The sequence below is a fragment of the Indolivaga capnocytophagoides genome (assembly GCF_036511535.1).
In the GTDB taxonomy this organism is placed as follows: domain Bacteria; phylum Bacteroidota; class Bacteroidia; order Bacteroidales; family Dysgonomonadaceae; genus Dysgonomonas_A; species Dysgonomonas_A capnocytophagoides.
In genome coordinates this window covers 3732493-3748942 of the sequence record NZ_AP028867.1, presented here as the reverse complement: position 1 = coordinate 3748942, position 16450 = coordinate 3732493, and the positions used below count along the sequence as shown (strand labels likewise).

The window sequence follows — 16450 nt, the reverse complement described above, 5'->3', positions numbered from 1 at the left end:
ATTACACGAGTGTAGTCAGATGCCGAAGGAATAATTCTTCGCCCCTATCCACCCATTCGCGAAATTCGGTATTATCCGCACCTTTACGACGGTCGATATAAGAAAGCAGTTCGGTTACATTAAAACTTGTTCCGGTGATACCTCTTCCTGTAGATTGGGCATCGGCAGCGTTGACCTCCTGTTCGACATGTACGGGTATCATCATCACCGGTTTATTCAAATACATAGCTTCGCATACAGACTCGAATCCGGCTGTAGTAATATACCCTTTACATCCGGCCATATATTGGAGAAATTTCTCATCATCAAGCTGATGCATCACCAGACCTTTTCTGATGACGGTTTCAGGGTCGGCATCTTTTTTATCCCAAAAGAAATTCAACTCCGTATCGGGATGGTCTTTGTGCCACTCTTTAACCTCATTTTCATATCCCTGATTCAAGATATAACCCAAAATATAATCTCCGTCGGACGGAGTCAGAGACAAGACTTCTTTTCTCAACAAAGGAGGAACTACAGCTATTCTGTCCGGCACATAGTCTTTCAGCGGATAGAAAGAAAGAGCCAGGGTTTTAGTTGCCCCTATACCCGAAAGTAGTGTGTGCAGACGGAAAAGCATGAGCCCCTGCCCATCGCCTTTGGCATGTGGATAATCGGGGTGTTTTATCAAATACTGATGTCCGATATTAATAAACGGTACATCAATACTAAATCGGAGGTGAGACAATCCGGCTAATATTTCGTAAAAATTAACCACTACATCGGGCATTGTCTTTTTAATTCTGACATTAATTTTTTCGATACTCTTTTTATATCTTCTCAACCTTTTGGGATGGATATTATACACCAGCGTTTTCAGAGGATGTATTTCTTTCTGGTTTTTTCTGAAGATAAAAGACGGAGTATCGTATACCCGACAGTGAGCCCCTATCCGTTTATAAAAAAAGTCAGGGATAGAGCGTGTTTTACTCTTTCCAACAAGGACTTCCACTACTTCGTGCCCATTGCGTCTCAACATTTCGGATAAGGCTATAGCCTGAGTCATATGTCCTCGACCATCGCCTTGTACTATAAAAAGATATTTCATACGCTCAAAGGAATTAATTGAGGATTCAGGCTCTCGGTACGGTTCTTTACAGTTTCTTCCTGCTCATAATAAACCAAATCCCAGTTTCCGTTATAATCTTCGGTCAGTGCAGACATAGACTCTACCCAGTCTCCCGAATTCATATACAGGATTTCGTCATAATAACGCATCTCCGGGTGATGAATATGACCGCATATAACCCCGTCGCATTTTCTGGCACGTGCTATTTCTACTATATGCTGTTCATAATCACTGATGTAGGAAACCGATGTTTTCACTTTATTTTTTATCTCTTTTGATAAAGAATAATACGGCAGCCCCTTCTTCGCCCTGCGGTCGTTATATCTCCTGTTGAGCCAAAGCAGCAGGGTATATCCGACATCTCCTATCTTAGACAGCCAGCTGAAACGGCTGGTAACCGTATCGAAAACATCTCCGTGAAGGATATAAAAACGCTTGCCTCCGCTTTCGTAGACAAGGTCTTTTACGATTTTTATATTCTGAAAAGCCATAGGCACTACAGCATCCAGAAAATCATCGTGATTTCCTCTCAAGTAAGTGATTTTTGTTTTGTGCTGAATCGTAAGCAGTAGTTTTATAAATTTGGTATGCTTTCTTTTCCACTTTTTGCTCTTTCCGCGAGCCAAGTTCCATCCATCAATAATATCTCCGCAGAGAATGAGGTTGTCACAAGTATTTTCTTTTAAAAATCTAGTAACTTCTTTTGCTTTCGACCATCTGGATCCCAGATGAATATCTGAAAGAACAATAGTTTTGTGGTGTTTTACGTTTGTCACAATGTATAAATTTTGGTGTTATCAAAATAATAAAAACATTGCGACAAAATGATGTATAAACGATGAAGAACTTATTAAGACTGAGCAACTATTTTCTCTTTTCCGAATTGCCGGATATATAGATCTTTAATAATACCATCTGACACCCCTATTATAGGTGTTTCGACAGACAAAGCCCGAGCCATTTTCATTATTTTCAGATAGATATGAATTGCGGGAAGGATAACATTTGCCCGGTTGGTATTCATATTGTATTTAACGATACGTTCTTCGATAGACATTCCTCTGAGAACCCGTGCAAAAGAGACCAGCTCTTCCCGTTTGATACGTCCGCAGCGCCTGAGGAGGGAATCTATTTTATTTATATTTCCACCCGACCCCACTAGTGACACTTTCGGAAATTCGCGGCAATGCTGAAGTATCCAGTTTTTCATTTCCAGCCATTCGCCTTGCTCTTTACCGTCTATAAACTCGGGAGTACGTAATGTACCTATGCGAAACGATGCTGCTGCAATTTCTTTTTTCTGATAAAACAGGATCAAGTCGGTAGAGCCGCCTCCCACATCTGTAAACAGATAGGCTCTATCGTCATCCATATTCTGTTCGATGCTGTTTATCAGTATAAATCGGGCTTCCTCAACTGTATTAATTACTTCAATGGCGATCCCTGTTTTCAAATAAACGAGATCTACCACTTCTTTCATATTATTGGCTTCACGTATCGCCGAAGTAGCGCATACTCTCCAGCAATCGACATCATTTATTTCAATGATTCCTCTGAACGACATGAGTAAAGTCGCCAGTTTCTCGGCTTTCAGTTCACTGATATAACCGTTGGTAAATGTATCTTCACCCAACTTAAGGGGGATACGTATAAAAATATCCTTCTTAAAAAAAGGACTTCCCTTGTAATCAATCACATCTGTAATTAACAATCGTACCGAATTAGAACCTATATCTATCGCAGCCAGTCTTTTATTTTTCATACTTATTATGTTTGTATTATATATGGCTCCAAATTTCACCGATTTATGTTTCAAAGCAATTACGATATGATTACATTTAAAGAATCAGGTATAAAACAATAAGCAGGGTCATAAATTCCCATATAGGAAATCGATGACCCTGCTATTCTTTTCCAACGTTTATCAACGGGATCTCTTTACTTCATGTATAATTTCACCCTTGTTGTTGACCATATATAAAACAATCTCCTTATCTGTTGCAGAGAAAACCGAAAATCCTGTTTCGCCGCTGCAGAATACCGTGCCCTCTATCGCTTTGGGGCTGCGGCTGAGCGATCCTGATGAATTTACGACATAATCGATTTTGCTGTCTTTCATTTTCAGGTGCTGAAATGTATGCAAGTGACCGCAGATATACATATCTACATTGTATTTTTTCAAAATAGGATCCACTCTTTTTTGCATATCAGCCCGTTCGCTGTCATCTTTAGGAGTTTCGGCATAAATAGGATGATGCCCTACCACTACTTTCCATTTTTCGGTTGATGCCTTTAATGTTGCATCAAGCCAAGCCAGCTGCTTATCCATATCCTGCTTTACAGCATCGGGGTATTTGTCGCTTTCATTACGATATTTATCGATCAACGGAGGAGTGTCGATATAAACTATCCTCAATGACTCTCCATTCTTCAACTGATAAACCTGAGTGTAATATCTGTCGGGCATACACCAGCGACGGCTTATTTTACTGTAATCTATTACCGCCTGAGTATTTCCTCTGTACTCATGATTACCCAACAGAGGATACCACTCCAGCTGCAACTCGGGATGAGAGTATATCAATTCGAAATTGGTCATCCAAAGGGGATCGGATACACTTTCAACGCCAATGTAATGGTGTGTATCTCCCGATGATATTATGAACTCGGCATCAACGGCTTTAGCAGTTTCACCCATCAGTTCGGCAATCGGTTTTTGATCGTATCTACCATTACGCCCCAAGTCGGTAGCAATAATGAAGTTAAAACTATCTTCAAGCTCTTTCTTTTCCGAGATTTTGTTCTGCGCATTTAATCCGAGTGTCAGAAAACACAGAAATACAAGGCCTATAACTTTGCTTATTTTCATATATCTGAATATTTATTAGAAATCATATTTAAGTCCCATATTAAATACGGGTTGGTAGTACTCTAACTGCATTACCCGGTTCTTTTCGCCCTGATAATATCTAAGAGGTTGGTTAGTCAGATTATTCGCTTCTGCAAATATTCTGAATTGAGGTGTTATCTTATACGAGGCATTCACATCCAGAAACAGTTGCTTATCATAATAACTATCCTCGAATGCCGATCCGCCGAGAGCATCAATATAGTCAGATGTAAAATTCAATGAAGCCCGTGCCGAAAATTTCTTATTCTCCCACGACAACGAGGCGTTGAACATATGAGGAGCAGTTCCCGGAAGGCTGATATCCTTACGTTCGTTGCCTTCACTATCCCAGATCCCCTTGGTTTGCGACCATGTATATGTATAGTTAAGATACACTGCAAAATTTTTCAGAAATGCGCCGGGCAGGAAGTCGAGCTTGCGTTGAACAGCCAGTTCCAAACCGAATACATCTACACCTTTACCATTCCGGTATTCGCTGTATACCCAATCTTTGTCTGCAGGTATAGGACTAGGGATATCCGGAAAATCAGCAGCAAAATTATCGGCTGTATAACTGATGTTCGTGTATTTATAAATGAAATTTTTCAGGTTCTTATAGAATACTCCCGCCGAGATAAGCCCAACCGATTTGAAATAATACTCGCCACTCAAATCGAAGTTATGAGCATAAGTAGCCTTTAAATCCGGATTACCGATGGATATTTCTTCATTACTCTGCGAGATATTAGTATATGGCACAAGACTGTAATAATTGGGACGGGCGATAGATGTTGTATATGCCCCCCTCAATACCAGATTTTCTGCGGCATTGTATTTGACTGTCAAACTCGGGAATAAATTAAAGTACGAATTGGTACGGCTTACTTTTTCGGCTGTAATCTCATCATCTGCCTCCAGCATCTTATTACCGGTATAATCAATATGGGTATTCTCTGCCCTTACCCCTACTATAACCAGAAAATCATTTGTAATATTTTGATCCCAACGCAGGTAACCTCCTACGATTTGCTCTTTTGCATGATAATTTATTGCCAGATACTCTAAAGGGACAGGTGATTCTTCGAACTGCGAAGCATCTTTCAGATTAAGCCCTCCTAAATAAGAAGCAGAAGCAAATGTTCCGGGAACATATTTCGAACCGGGATTAAACCCATCTCCTTTCCAATATTTTGTCGGAACCGAAGATAAAACGCCAATCGCTGTAACAGGCTCGTATTCATAAAATATATTATCTCTGTCTTTATTTTTGAAACGTCCTCTCAGACCGAAACGAAGGCGGCCTTTCTGATCCTCTACAACCGAAAACGGCATACGTGCATTCACCTTTACCGAATATTCTTCTTCATCGGTATAATTATGATTTTCAGTCAATTCTTTAAATTTCATTTTATCCGTGCTCTCTCCTTTTGTCAGAATAGACGGATGTCTCTGATCTGTTAAATCCTGAGAGGTCTCAACCGATTTTTGTTCAAACATAATATAACGCTCATTCGGGCGATCTTCGCTGGCTTTCGAATAGCTCAGATTCCAGTCCAGATCAAATTTATTCGAAAGAAGATGCTGTCCTCTCAATGAATAATTCTGCACCCGCTGATCTTCAAGCCTGCGGTTTTTATTCTTATCATTATCTATTCCACCCTTGGTTTCTCTTCTTACGTCACTTGTGTACCCCGATTCGTTATCAGCTTCTTTGATCTTATATCTGGTTCTGTATCTGTTTTCACGATCCGCTCTCCAGTTATATATAATATCCGCCGCCAAACTGTTATTGCTGTTTATTTTATAATCCAATGCCGAAGATATACTCCTGCGTACTCTCTGCACATCGTATTTGCGGATATCAAATTGAGAAACATATACATTGTCTTTCTTTCCTTCTTTCCATACAGCTTCTATATTGTCCGATCCATAATCTTTGTTCTGCAAAGACCCGCTTACAACAACCCCTAACTTATTTTCGAAGAAGCGGTTGCCATATACAAAAGACCCAGAATACATGGCTTTCTCACGAATAGGAACATAACCTCCCGATATCGTAGCCGAAATACGCTGCTTGTTAGGTGTAGCACGGGTTACCAGATCAACAGAACCTCCAATGGCATCTGCATCCATATCGGGGGTTAGGGTTTTACTGACTTCGATATTCGATATCATTTCCGACGGGATCAAGTCCATCTGAACATTACGGTTATCACCTTCCGCCGATGGAATACGGTTACCGTTTAGTGTAACTGAATTAAGTTCGGGAGCCAGTCCGCGGATGATAATATTACGGGCTTCACCCTGATCGGTCTGCATGGTTATCCCGGGAACCCGTTTGAGGGCATCTCCGATATTTGCATCAGGAAAACGCCCGACCTGATCGGAAGATATTACATTGGATATATTAGAATTGGTCTTCTGCTGGTTCAGGGCTTTAGCCTGTCCACGGAGCATTTCACCCATTACTACCACTTCTTTACCCTGAACAGCTCCTTCCTGCAGGATTATGTTTTGTACGGTATTATTTCCCGAACCGACATTTACGGTTACTCCGGTTTTCTGAAAACCTATATAAGAGACTTCAACCTGATAAGTTCCTGCCGGAACATTTAAAAACTCAAAGTATCCATTCTGATCGGATATCGTATATCGGTTGTATTTATCGAGAGTTAAAGTCGCACCGGGCAGCGAAACCGAGTTCTGATCCTTAACAATTCCCGATATAATCCCTCCGCTTTGGGCAAAAAGGCTACCCCAACAGATTAATATCGCCAATAATAGAAATGTCTTCTTTTGCATAAGATGTAATAAATTAATTCTAGCGCAAAAGACATCTATTTATATTTTGTTAACCTTTCGTTTCTGTTAAGATCCGATTACATAATTTCAATATTTACAAAGAAGACAATAAAAAAGGGTCTGATTAAATTTGATTTAATCAGACCCTTTGTATTTATACCGTTCCGAAAAGGATATATTCTTTTAAGCTTTCAAAGAAGCCATATCTATTACAAACCGATACTTCACATCACTCTTCAGCATTCTTTCGTATGCAGTATTGATGTCCTGCATATTGATCATTTCGATCTCCGAAACAATGTTGTGTTTACCACAGAAATCCAACAATTCCTGAGTTTCGGCAATGCCTCCGATCACCGAGCCTGCAACTGTTTTACGTCCCATAATCATAGGCACAGTATTCAACATCGGGTCTAGCGGTCCCAGATAGCCTACCAGCACGAGTGTTCCGTTAATATTCAATGTTGCGACATATGGGTTCACGTCATGCACATAAGGCACAGTATCCACAATGAGGTCAAAACTGCCATGTACAGACTCCATTTGCCCAGCATCGGTAGATATAACCACATGGTCTGCTCCCAAATCCAAGGCATCCTGAGTTTTGGAAGGAGTTCTTGAGAACAAGGTTACTTCTGCTCCCAGACCTTTAGCAAGTTTTATCGCCATATGCCCAAGCCCGCCTAAACCAACTACAGCCACTTTACTACCTTTTCCTACATTCCAGTGTCTGAGGGGAGACCATGTTGTAATTCCGGCGCAAAGTAACGGAGCTACTGCCGGCAAATTCAGATTTGCAGGTACTTTCAGAACAAAGTGTTCATCAACAACTACCCTCTCCGAATAACCACCATATGTCACTCCTCCCAAATGTTTATCGGGTGAATTGTATGTTCCGGTAAAGCCATTCAGGCAATATTGCTCCAGATCATGCTTACAGCTGTCGCATTCACAACACGAATCGACCAGACATCCGACTGCTGCCAGATCCCCTACTTTCAATTTAGTGACGTCTTTTCCGATATTAGTAACGCGTCCGACAATCTCGTGTCCGGGAACCGCAGGATATACTGTTCCGCCCCAGTCGTTACGGGCTGTATGAAGGTCTGAGTGGCAAACTCCGCAATAAAGGATCTCTATCTCAATATCTTTCGGAGTTACTGTACGCCTTTGTATATTCATCTCCTTCAATGGAGCTTCGGATGCTTCCGTTCCGAATGCTTTTGTGTTTTTTGTTTCCATAAATGCTATGTTGAGTTATATATAAGGTCGAAGACCTATTTTTCGCTTTAGTTAAGTGTCATAACTTAAAAATATATCATTAAATACTTTCTGCCACTTATATAAACAAGAGAACTCTTATATCAGTCATTATTTTATAGTAATTTAAGAATCATGCCTTTATATCCTCTTTCAGGTTCTCGGGAAGTCTTCTTGCTCATAATACAAACTTATAAAGAATCAGATGCTTATACTATATACAAATTACAGAATTATCTACCATTATTACTGATTTTTATAAACACTACTGACTAATGTCAATCAGTAGTTAGATTGATAAAACCGTTCTTTTACATTATGCTTTCAAGTTTATCTATTTACTAACGCAGCCACCCGGCTTTGTTTTTCATTTTGCCTTGATGCAAAACGAAACAAAAGATCAAGACTGCGTCTCCAACCCGACCCGCTCAGCTCTCGAAAGCTAAGACAAATAAACATGATTATCGCTGATATCTATTTCTCTTTTAACGCTTTCTTCGTGCAGCGGGTACCCCGAGCTTCCGCCGAGGTCGAAAACCTGACGGACGAGGGGTCACAGACCCTTTTGTGGACTGGCGCAAGCAAAGGTGTGCGTCAGCCAAGGTGCATACAGGGGTGAAGCCGTAATCTGACCAGTGAAACGGGCGTAAAAACTAAATGCTGTTTGAGCCTGAAAGGCGAGTTTTATTTAGTTTCGCCCGTGAACGTAGTCAGATAGGCAGAGCCTCGAAGCGCCAAAGACCTTTTGGTTCCTTTTGGGGCTTTAGCCAAAAGGAACACAAGCAATCTGTGATTGCGCGTAGTAAATAGCATAATTTAAAAGAACATTTTTCAACGACTGATTCGCATGACTAATAATCCGGTGTGTTTTCTCATTTTTTATCTATCCTAAAAAAACACATTCAAATTATGGCTAAATACACAGAAAAACTAGGAAAGAAAATAGCGGATGCAATAGAACAGGATGAATATACATTAGGTGAAATCTGCACGATACACAACATCAGCCGAAAAACATTTTATCAGTGGATGATTAAATATCCCGATTTTGAGGAGATGGTTGAGAATGCCCGTCTGGAGAGAGACGAACGTCTGTCTCAGAAAGCACGTCAGATACTTAAACAGAGAATAGAGCAGGGACGTACAGTTACTACAACCCGCTATAAATATGCAGTGGATGAGTATGGCGAATTGTATCTGACCGGAAAAACCGTAACGATGAAAGAATACTCTCCGGATGAAAAGACCCTCAAAATGGCGATATCCAAAGAAAGCGACATCAACAATAAAGAGAAAAAAATTCTTTTGCAACTGAAGGAAGAAGAACGTATTTTACAGCAAGAGCTGGAAGACCAATTATGGGAAGAGGAAAGAGAGAGAAAGTATCAAAAGTTGCTGCGGGAATCAGCAGAACAAAAAGCGGCGGAACAGCAGGCCTGCGAAAATGAAGTCTGATAACTGATTTTATTGTCACTTTTGTAACCTTTTTTATTTAAAATTCTAATTATCAAAGCCTACCGGATTTATAAAAAGCTTAATAATAAAATTTAAACAGACTCTCAGAAAAAAAATGTAAATTTGTAAAAGAAAAAAATATTGTATTCATGGATAATTATATAGTCTCAGCACGTAAATACCGCCCGTCGACATTTCGTTCGGTAGTCGGACAACGTTCTCTGACAACTACACTCAAAAACGCTATCGCATCTAATAAGCTGGCTCATGCTTATCTGTTCTGCGGTCCCCGCGGTGTAGGAAAAACAACCTGTGCCCGTATTTTTGCCAAAACCATCAACTGCATGTCCCCGACTGAAGATGGCGAGGCCTGCAACTCATGCGAATCGTGTGTTGCATTCAACGAACAACGGTCTTTTAACATCCATGAACTAGATGCCGCGTCGAATAACTCGGTGGACGACATTCGTGCTTTGATCGATCAGGTACGTATTCCCCCACAAATCGGCAAATACAAGGTATATATTATAGATGAGGTGCATATGCTGTCATCGGCAGCCTTTAATGCCTTCCTTAAAACATTGGAAGAACCTCCTCATCATGCTATATTTATTCTCGCCACAACCGAAAAGCATAAAATACTGCCGACCATATTATCTCGTTGCCAGATTTATGACTTCAGCCGTATCAGCATAGCCGATACGGTGGATCATCTTCAATACGTTGCATCTCAGGAAGGCGTAACCGCCGAGCCTGAAGCACTGAATGTTCTGGCTCAGAAAGCCGACGGAGGTATGCGTGATGCATTGTCTATCTTCGATCAAGTAGTCAGTTTTACAGGAGGTAATGTAACATACAAAGCCGTAATCGAAAATCTGAATGTTCTCGATTATGAGTATTATTTCAAGCTGACCGATACAATCTTGGCAGGCAATGTTTTTGACTCTCTGCTTATATTGAATGATATTCTGAATAAAGGTTTTGACGGGCATAATATTGTTACAGGTATTGCTTCCCACTTTCGGGATCTGCTCGTTTGCAGGGATCCCCGCACAGCCGAATTGTTTGAAGTCGGAGCATCCATCCGTGAACGGTATGTTTCCACATCGCAGCGGTGTACCAATGAATTCCTTTACAAAGCCATAGAGCTGGTCAATGAATGCGATCTCAACTACAGAAACAGCAAGAATAAAAAGCTGTTGATAGAGTTGATGCTGATACGCTTGTGCCAGTGTTCGGCTAATCCACAAATTGTGGACGAAAAAAAAAAGCCGTAATTGAACCTATTTTCTCTAAACCTCAAGAGAATCAGGCAACGAATCAGGCTGTAAAAACTCAGTCTGCTGCACCTGTATCATCCGCAGCTGCGTCAAACACTCAACCGCAGGAAAGAGCCAAACCCGCAGTGAAAAAACCTTCAATATCGGGACTAGGGATTTCCATTTCGGCATTATCCCAGAAAACCGAGACTGTAGAAAAAACGGAGGTAAAGATTCTCGAGGATATGACCGAAACCTTTACTCCTATCCAACTGCTGAATGAATGGAAGGCTTATGCGGAAACTTTAATCGAAGAGCATCATCTAAAGAATACAATGATCAATTGTCTGCCATCGCTGCTTAACAGAGATGCGTTTGAGGTTGTAGTCAATAATCCGGTTCAAGAGCAGCGATTATTAGATAATGCTGTAACGATATTGACTGTATTAAGAAAGAATCTGCGGAATACCCATATCCAAATGAAAGTTCGTATATCTGTAGATAATGAAAAGAAGCTTGGCTTTACCTCTCTCGAGAAGTTCAATCTGATGATGGAAGAAAATGAGAGCTTAAAAAAATTGAAGGACGAATTCGGTTTGGAGCTACTGTAGCGGGTTTCAAGTATTTTTTTTGAAAAAAAATTACAATAATATTTGGAGAGAGAAAAAAAAGACATATCTTTGCATCGCATTTGAGAGGAAATGCTACTCCAAAAGAGATCAAAAAAGATCGGGCGTTTAGCTCAGCTGGTTCAGAGCATCTGCCTTACAAGCAGAGGGTCGGCGGTTCGAATCCGTCAACGCCCACCAAACGGCAAAAAGGTTAAAAGCCACAAAATGCCAATTAAAGACATAAAGTCTGTTAGTCAGTAGATTAACAGACTTTTTTCTTTTTCACCGAAGCCAATAAAAGTCAGAGAAAGACAATAGTGGAGTGAAAAATAAGTGACTGAATTTCAAAAATTAAAAGTCAGTCACTTTTTAACAAATTATTCACTGGTTTTAAATGACTTACAATGACCTAACTTGGCTTTATTCGAGGTGCTGAATCTTTAAGCGATAGTCAATAATTTTGTCGAATCGTGAAAATTTTGAGTTATGAACAGTACCTATCGAATCCTTTTTTTAGTCAGAAGGAAGAATGTAAACAAAGATGGACTAACAAGTATCAGCGTTAGGATCTCTATTAGTGGAGATAAATCTGAGTTCAGTTCCCTGCAATTTGTAAAACCTGAAATGTGGAGCCAAACAGGCAGAGCAATCGGCAGAACAAAAGAAGCTGTAACAATTAATGATGCTTTAGATAAAATAAGGATAGCCTTAGACAAGCATTATAAAGCCATTCTCGAAAAAGATGGATATGTAACAGCGGACAAGCTTCGGGATACATACTTAGGTAAAGAAATTAGGGAAAATACAGTTCTTTCTTTATACGATATCAAGGTAGAACAAAAAAGAAGCCTTGTAGGAAAAACAATCCGAGATACCACTTTATCGAAATATTTAGCTACTCGAAAACGTGTAGCAGACTTTATGCTGTATAAATTCAAGAAAGAGGATTTACAGATAAGAGAAGTCGATTTTCAATTTATCACCGATTACGAAGTTTATTTGAAATCTGTCTGTGATTGTGGGCATAACTCGACAGTTAAACATCTGCGTTACCTAAAACAGATTATAACTAATGCACTAAAGAATAGGTATATCACACACGACCCTTTTGATGAACTCTCTTTGTCATATAAGCCTGTACACAAACAATTTTTAATAGAGCCTGAAATAAAGAAACTATTATCTAAGCGATTTGATAATGAAAGGCTGGAAGAGGTCAGAGATATCTTTGCTTTTCAGTGTTTTACAGGCATTGCCTACATAGATGTTGCTAACCTAACTATCGATAATATCTACGAAGATGGTTTCGGACAAAAGTGGCTGCGTTTAAGTAGACAAAAATCAGACGTGGAAGCTAATATTCCACTGTTGGAAATACCTTTAAGTATTATTCGAAAATACAGGAAGTTAGGAAGTGATAAACTTCTACCTATGCATACCAATCAAAAGATGAATGAATACTTGAAAGAGATCGCAAATTTGTGCGGAATAAAGAAGAAGCTGACCACGCATTGCGGACGCCACACGTTCGGAACGATTATGCTGACCAAGGGTGTATCAATAGAAAGTGTCTCAAAAATGCTTGGCCATACAAACATTACTACAACTCAGATTTACGCCAAGATACTCAATGAGAAAATTTATGTTGAGGTCAATAAGGTGAGAGGCGAGTTCGATGCTTTTCAGGAGTATTACAAACAAGCAAAGTAAGTTTCTTTCATCTGATCACGAAGATATATCAAGAGAATAATTCAATCAAGGTCAAGCTCTCCGAGTTTGAATAAATAATCTTCCTTTTTACGAAAGAGTATTATTTATCAAAACCTTGCTTTTATTATTCTCTTTTTAAATGGGTGGTTTATCAGCTGTAAAGAAAAAATAATATTCAATATTGTTAATTGATAGAATAAATGGATATTTTGTCTGTTGAATTCTTAAGTTCGTCAGAATTAAGTACTATTAAGAAACTCGTAAGGCGTAACTTTAGAGTCTATTCATTCATAACAAATAAAAAAAATTACTCTAATGATAAAATCTTTGATAGTTGAAGATGAGCGATTTGCTTATGACGAAATGAAGCGAATGATCGATAAACTTCGCCCTAATTATGAATTGATAAATTGGACAGAGAGCGTCATTCAAACAATAGACTTTTATCAATAAGATGCGTTTGTTAGTTATTCTATTGTTTAACAAGTTCTTAATGAATAGCAAAAGTAGAATTGGTAATGATATAGAAACGAGCGAAACTCTTTGGTCTCCTTTGTTTTACCATTGTTTGCAATAACTCATGATATTAAATGCAAAGATAAAAAATTATTCTGTTCAATTGATTTAATATTAGGCTAAAACTTAAAAAACTTCTGTTTATTATTATCTATTAGTTGTTTTAAATATTGAGGTATTCTCTAATTCCTATTCGTTAATATTATCAAGAAATAGATACCTTTTTCATAAGAAAATATTCTGTTCTTATCGGAACTTCTGGACAAGTGATTGTTTCGTATTACAAATATTCCAGAAGATGCACTGGTAGCAAACTCACAAAGCTATATTCAATTTATCATAGATTTATAATCAGGGAGTGTATTGTTTTCCCCACGCACATAAATTATTTAATATTGGTAGAAGTTCTATTGTGCGATTGGTCAATGAATATTCCACACCAAGAGGTATGGTATTTGGTATTTTCTTTTTTGTAATCAGTGAATTTTTCTCCAACTCTTTAATTTGTCTACCGAGAACTTGTTCTGAAATGTATTCTAAATCTTTTAACAATAAGCTAAAACGATTATTTCCTTTACTAATTGATAAAAGTATAGGGATTTTCCAGCGTCCGCCTATTAATGCCATTGCAGAATTGAGTTCACAAGCCGTAAACAAATATTGCTCATTGATAGAGTTTGTTGATTGTTCTTTTCTCATTTATTTTAATACTAACAATTTTATTCGTTATTGCAAGCTTTGTTCCATGACCATAACTTTGCAATACAAAATTGCAATATAATAATAAAAAAGATAAGAATTATGAGAATAAAAGGATTTATAATGATGATAAGTATGTTATCCACAGGACTTACATCTATAGCCCAAGATAAGTGGACACTAAAATCGGAATATTTGGGATGTGATGTTCCTGCCTTAGTATTCAAACCCAGGAACTATGATTTAAACCAAAAATATCCATTGGTTTATCTACTCCACGGTTATTCAGCAGATTACACCCAGTGGAGTAAAACGATTGATTGTGAGAATCTGGCAACTAAATACAATACTATAATCGTTTGTCCGGAAGGATTTACATTTTACTATGTTGATAGCCAAACAAGTGAAAAACACCAATATGAAAGTTTCTTCTTTAAAGAATTGGTTCCCGAAGTACATAAGGTATTAAATGTAGATGGTAAAAATGTATTTATAAGCGGACTATCTATGGGTGGATATGGGGCATTACGATATCTGATTCGGCATCCGGATTACTTTAAATCTGCCGGATCTACAAGTGGAGCTATAGACGTTAATTTCAATCTTTTCAGCGATGTAAGCCGATTATTCTGGCAAAGCAATCGAATGACAGATGATTTATATCTAATGTTAGGTGATCCCAAAGAAACAGATTGGTCAAAATATAGTATTGTCCGACTGTTGGAAGACAACCCCGATTTTAGCCGTACCTTTATTTTTGATTGCGGAACAGAAGATATTCTTTATGAAAGTTCCAGTCAATTGAAAGAATACGTTGATAAAAATAAAATACCGGCTGTTTTCATTTCTCAACATGGAGAACACAATACGGAATATTGGGAAAAATCGATAGAATATCATTTTATTTTTTTTCAGCAACAATACTAGATAAACCTATTTACATCTCTAAAAATATGGATTCTAAAAGATCCATTATAAACCTACAATATAGATTATAAAACACTAATGTAATAATAAAATAATAATAAATTATGTCTAAATTATTATCACCCATTTCCATAAAGGGCATCACATTAAAAAACAGAATTGTAATGTCTCCAATGGTACAATATTGTGCAACCGATGGCGTCGCTAACGACTGGCATTTTATACATTACACGACACGTGCAATAGGAGGTTGTGGTACAATTCTGCAAGAGGCAACTGCGGTATCGCCCGAAGGTCGGGTTACTTATGCAGATTTAGGAATTTGGAAAGATGAACAAATTGTTAATCTAAAAAAAATAACAACATCCATAGAAAAATATGGTGCAGTTCCCGGTATTCAATTGGGACATGGCGGGCGTAAATCAAGCTGTGATGTGGAACACAACAATGGGGTTAAACTCACATCGGGTAAAAACAGTTGGACTACAGTTGCTCCATCTGCTATTGCATTCCAAGAGCATGAAAATCCTCCACAAGAATTAACTAAAGACGGCATACAAAAAGTGATAGACGATTTTAAATCGGCAGCAATCAGAGCTATCGAAGCCGGATACAAGATACTGGAGATTCATGCAGCACATGGATATCTTATACATCAATTTTTATCACCACTAAGTAACAAACGGACAGATGAGTATGGCGGCAGTTTTGAAAATCGGGTACGCTTACTCCTCCAAATAATAGATGCGATAAACAATGTAATAGACAACAGCCTCTCTCTGTGGGTGCGTATTTCGGCAACAGATTGGGTCGAAGGCGGTTGGGATATTGAGCAATCCGTCAAATTAGCAGCCTTACTAAAAATTAAAAAAGTAAATGTTATAGATGTTTCTTCAGGAGGTAATATTTCAAGAGTCAACATACCGATTGCTCCGAATTATCAGATTCCGTTTGCTGAAAGAATTAAAAAAGAAACACATCTTACAGTTGGTGCAGTAGGTTTAATTACGGAAGTCAGGCAGGCAGAGGAGTTGTTATCTGAGAATAAATGTGACCTTGTTTTTTTAGGAAGAGAATTACTCAGGAATCCCTACTTTACGTTGAACGCGGCAAGAAAACTCGGAGATACGATACCCTATCCTATTCAGTACGAACGTAGTTTTAAATAATGAATGTTTTCAAGGAGAGAATCTGAAAATTAGTATAAGTAAAT

The 16450-nt window shown here is 38.6% G+C and carries 12 protein-coding genes, 1 tRNA gene and 1 pseudogene; 7 read left to right on the top strand and 7 right to left on the bottom strand.

Annotation, left to right across the window (positions count from 1 at the left end; genetic code table 11):
* Nucleotide 1: 1 nt before the first annotated feature.
* From AABJ51_RS15065 to AABJ51_RS15040, 6 genes are all read right to left on the bottom strand, one after another.
* A complete protein-coding gene (locus AABJ51_RS15065; protein WP_338373232.1) occupies nt 2-1087 on the bottom strand; it encodes a glycosyltransferase family protein in 1086 nt (361 codons plus the stop codon).
* Nucleotides 1084-1884, bottom strand: coding sequence for a UDP-2,3-diacylglucosamine diphosphatase (locus tag AABJ51_RS15060; protein WP_026626341.1), 801 nt, complete (start codon nt 1882-1884; stop codon nt 1084-1086). Before AABJ51_RS15060 ends, AABJ51_RS15065 begins: the two co-directional genes overlap by 4 nt.
* A gap of 74 nt (nt 1885-1958) precedes the next feature.
* Nucleotides 1959-2870 (bottom strand): Ppx/GppA phosphatase family protein, encoded by a 912-nt coding sequence (locus AABJ51_RS15055; RefSeq protein ID WP_026626340.1) that lies wholly within the window; start codon nt 2868-2870, stop codon nt 1959-1961.
* A gap of 162 nt (nt 2871-3032) precedes the next feature.
* Nucleotides 3033-3977 carry a metallophosphoesterase gene (locus AABJ51_RS15050; protein WP_134435702.1) on the bottom strand — a complete coding sequence of 315 codons (945 nt, stop codon included), beginning with the start codon at nt 3975-3977 and terminating at the stop codon, nt 3033-3035.
* 15 nt (nt 3978-3992) lie between these two features.
* On the bottom strand, nt 3993-6800 hold the full coding sequence (locus AABJ51_RS15045; protein ID WP_338373231.1) for a TonB-dependent receptor: 2808 nt from the start codon (nt 6798-6800) through the stop codon (nt 3993-3995).
* 183 nt (nt 6801-6983) lie between these two features.
* Entirely contained in the window at nt 6984-8042 is a 1059-nt protein-coding gene (locus AABJ51_RS15040; RefSeq protein WP_026626337.1) for an NAD(P)-dependent alcohol dehydrogenase, read from the bottom strand.
* Nucleotides 8043-8969: 927 nt separating this feature from the next.
* Here AABJ51_RS15040 and AABJ51_RS15035 point away from each other — a divergent pair.
* The 5 genes and pseudogenes from AABJ51_RS15035 to AABJ51_RS15015 all read left to right on the top strand — a co-directional run bounded on the left by AABJ51_RS15035 (nt 8970) and on the right by AABJ51_RS15015 (nt 13548).
* Entirely contained in the window at nt 8970-9515 is a 546-nt protein-coding gene (locus AABJ51_RS15035) for a terminase small subunit-like protein (RefSeq protein WP_338373230.1), read from the top strand.
* Nucleotides 9516-9664: 149 nt separating this feature from the next.
* Nucleotides 9665-11385: pseudogene (locus tag AABJ51_RS15030) on the top strand (DNA polymerase III subunit gamma/tau).
* A 120-nt stretch (nt 11386-11505) separates the two neighbouring features.
* Nucleotides 11506-11583, top strand: a tRNA-Val gene (locus tag AABJ51_RS15025).
* Between the two features lie 288 nt (nt 11584-11871).
* Nucleotides 11872-13095 (top strand): site-specific integrase, encoded by a 1224-nt coding sequence (locus AABJ51_RS15020; protein ID WP_338373229.1) that lies wholly within the window; start codon nt 11872-11874, stop codon nt 13093-13095.
* Between the two features lie 315 nt (nt 13096-13410).
* The gene (locus AABJ51_RS15015; RefSeq protein ID WP_338373228.1) at nt 13411-13548 is read left to right on the top strand and encodes a hypothetical protein; all 138 of its coding nucleotides are present in this window, start codon (nt 13411-13413) and stop codon (nt 13546-13548) included.
* Between the two features lie 414 nt (nt 13549-13962).
* Here AABJ51_RS15015 and AABJ51_RS15010 read toward each other — a convergent pair whose 3' ends face one another.
* Entirely contained in the window at nt 13963-14310 is a 348-nt protein-coding gene (locus AABJ51_RS15010) for a winged helix-turn-helix transcriptional regulator (protein ID WP_338373227.1), read from the bottom strand.
* 102 nt (nt 14311-14412) lie between these two features.
* Here AABJ51_RS15010 and AABJ51_RS15005 point away from each other — a divergent pair, with 102 nt between their 5' ends.
* Complete coding sequence (locus AABJ51_RS15005; protein WP_338373226.1) at nt 14413-15237, top strand: alpha/beta hydrolase; 825 nt, start codon at nt 14413-14415, stop codon at nt 15235-15237.
* A gap of 104 nt (nt 15238-15341) precedes the next feature.
* Nucleotides 15342-16406, top strand: coding sequence for an NADH:flavin oxidoreductase/NADH oxidase (locus tag AABJ51_RS15000; RefSeq protein ID WP_338373225.1), 1065 nt, complete (start codon nt 15342-15344; stop codon nt 16404-16406).
* The last annotated feature ends 44 nt before the right edge of the window (nt 16407-16450 follow it).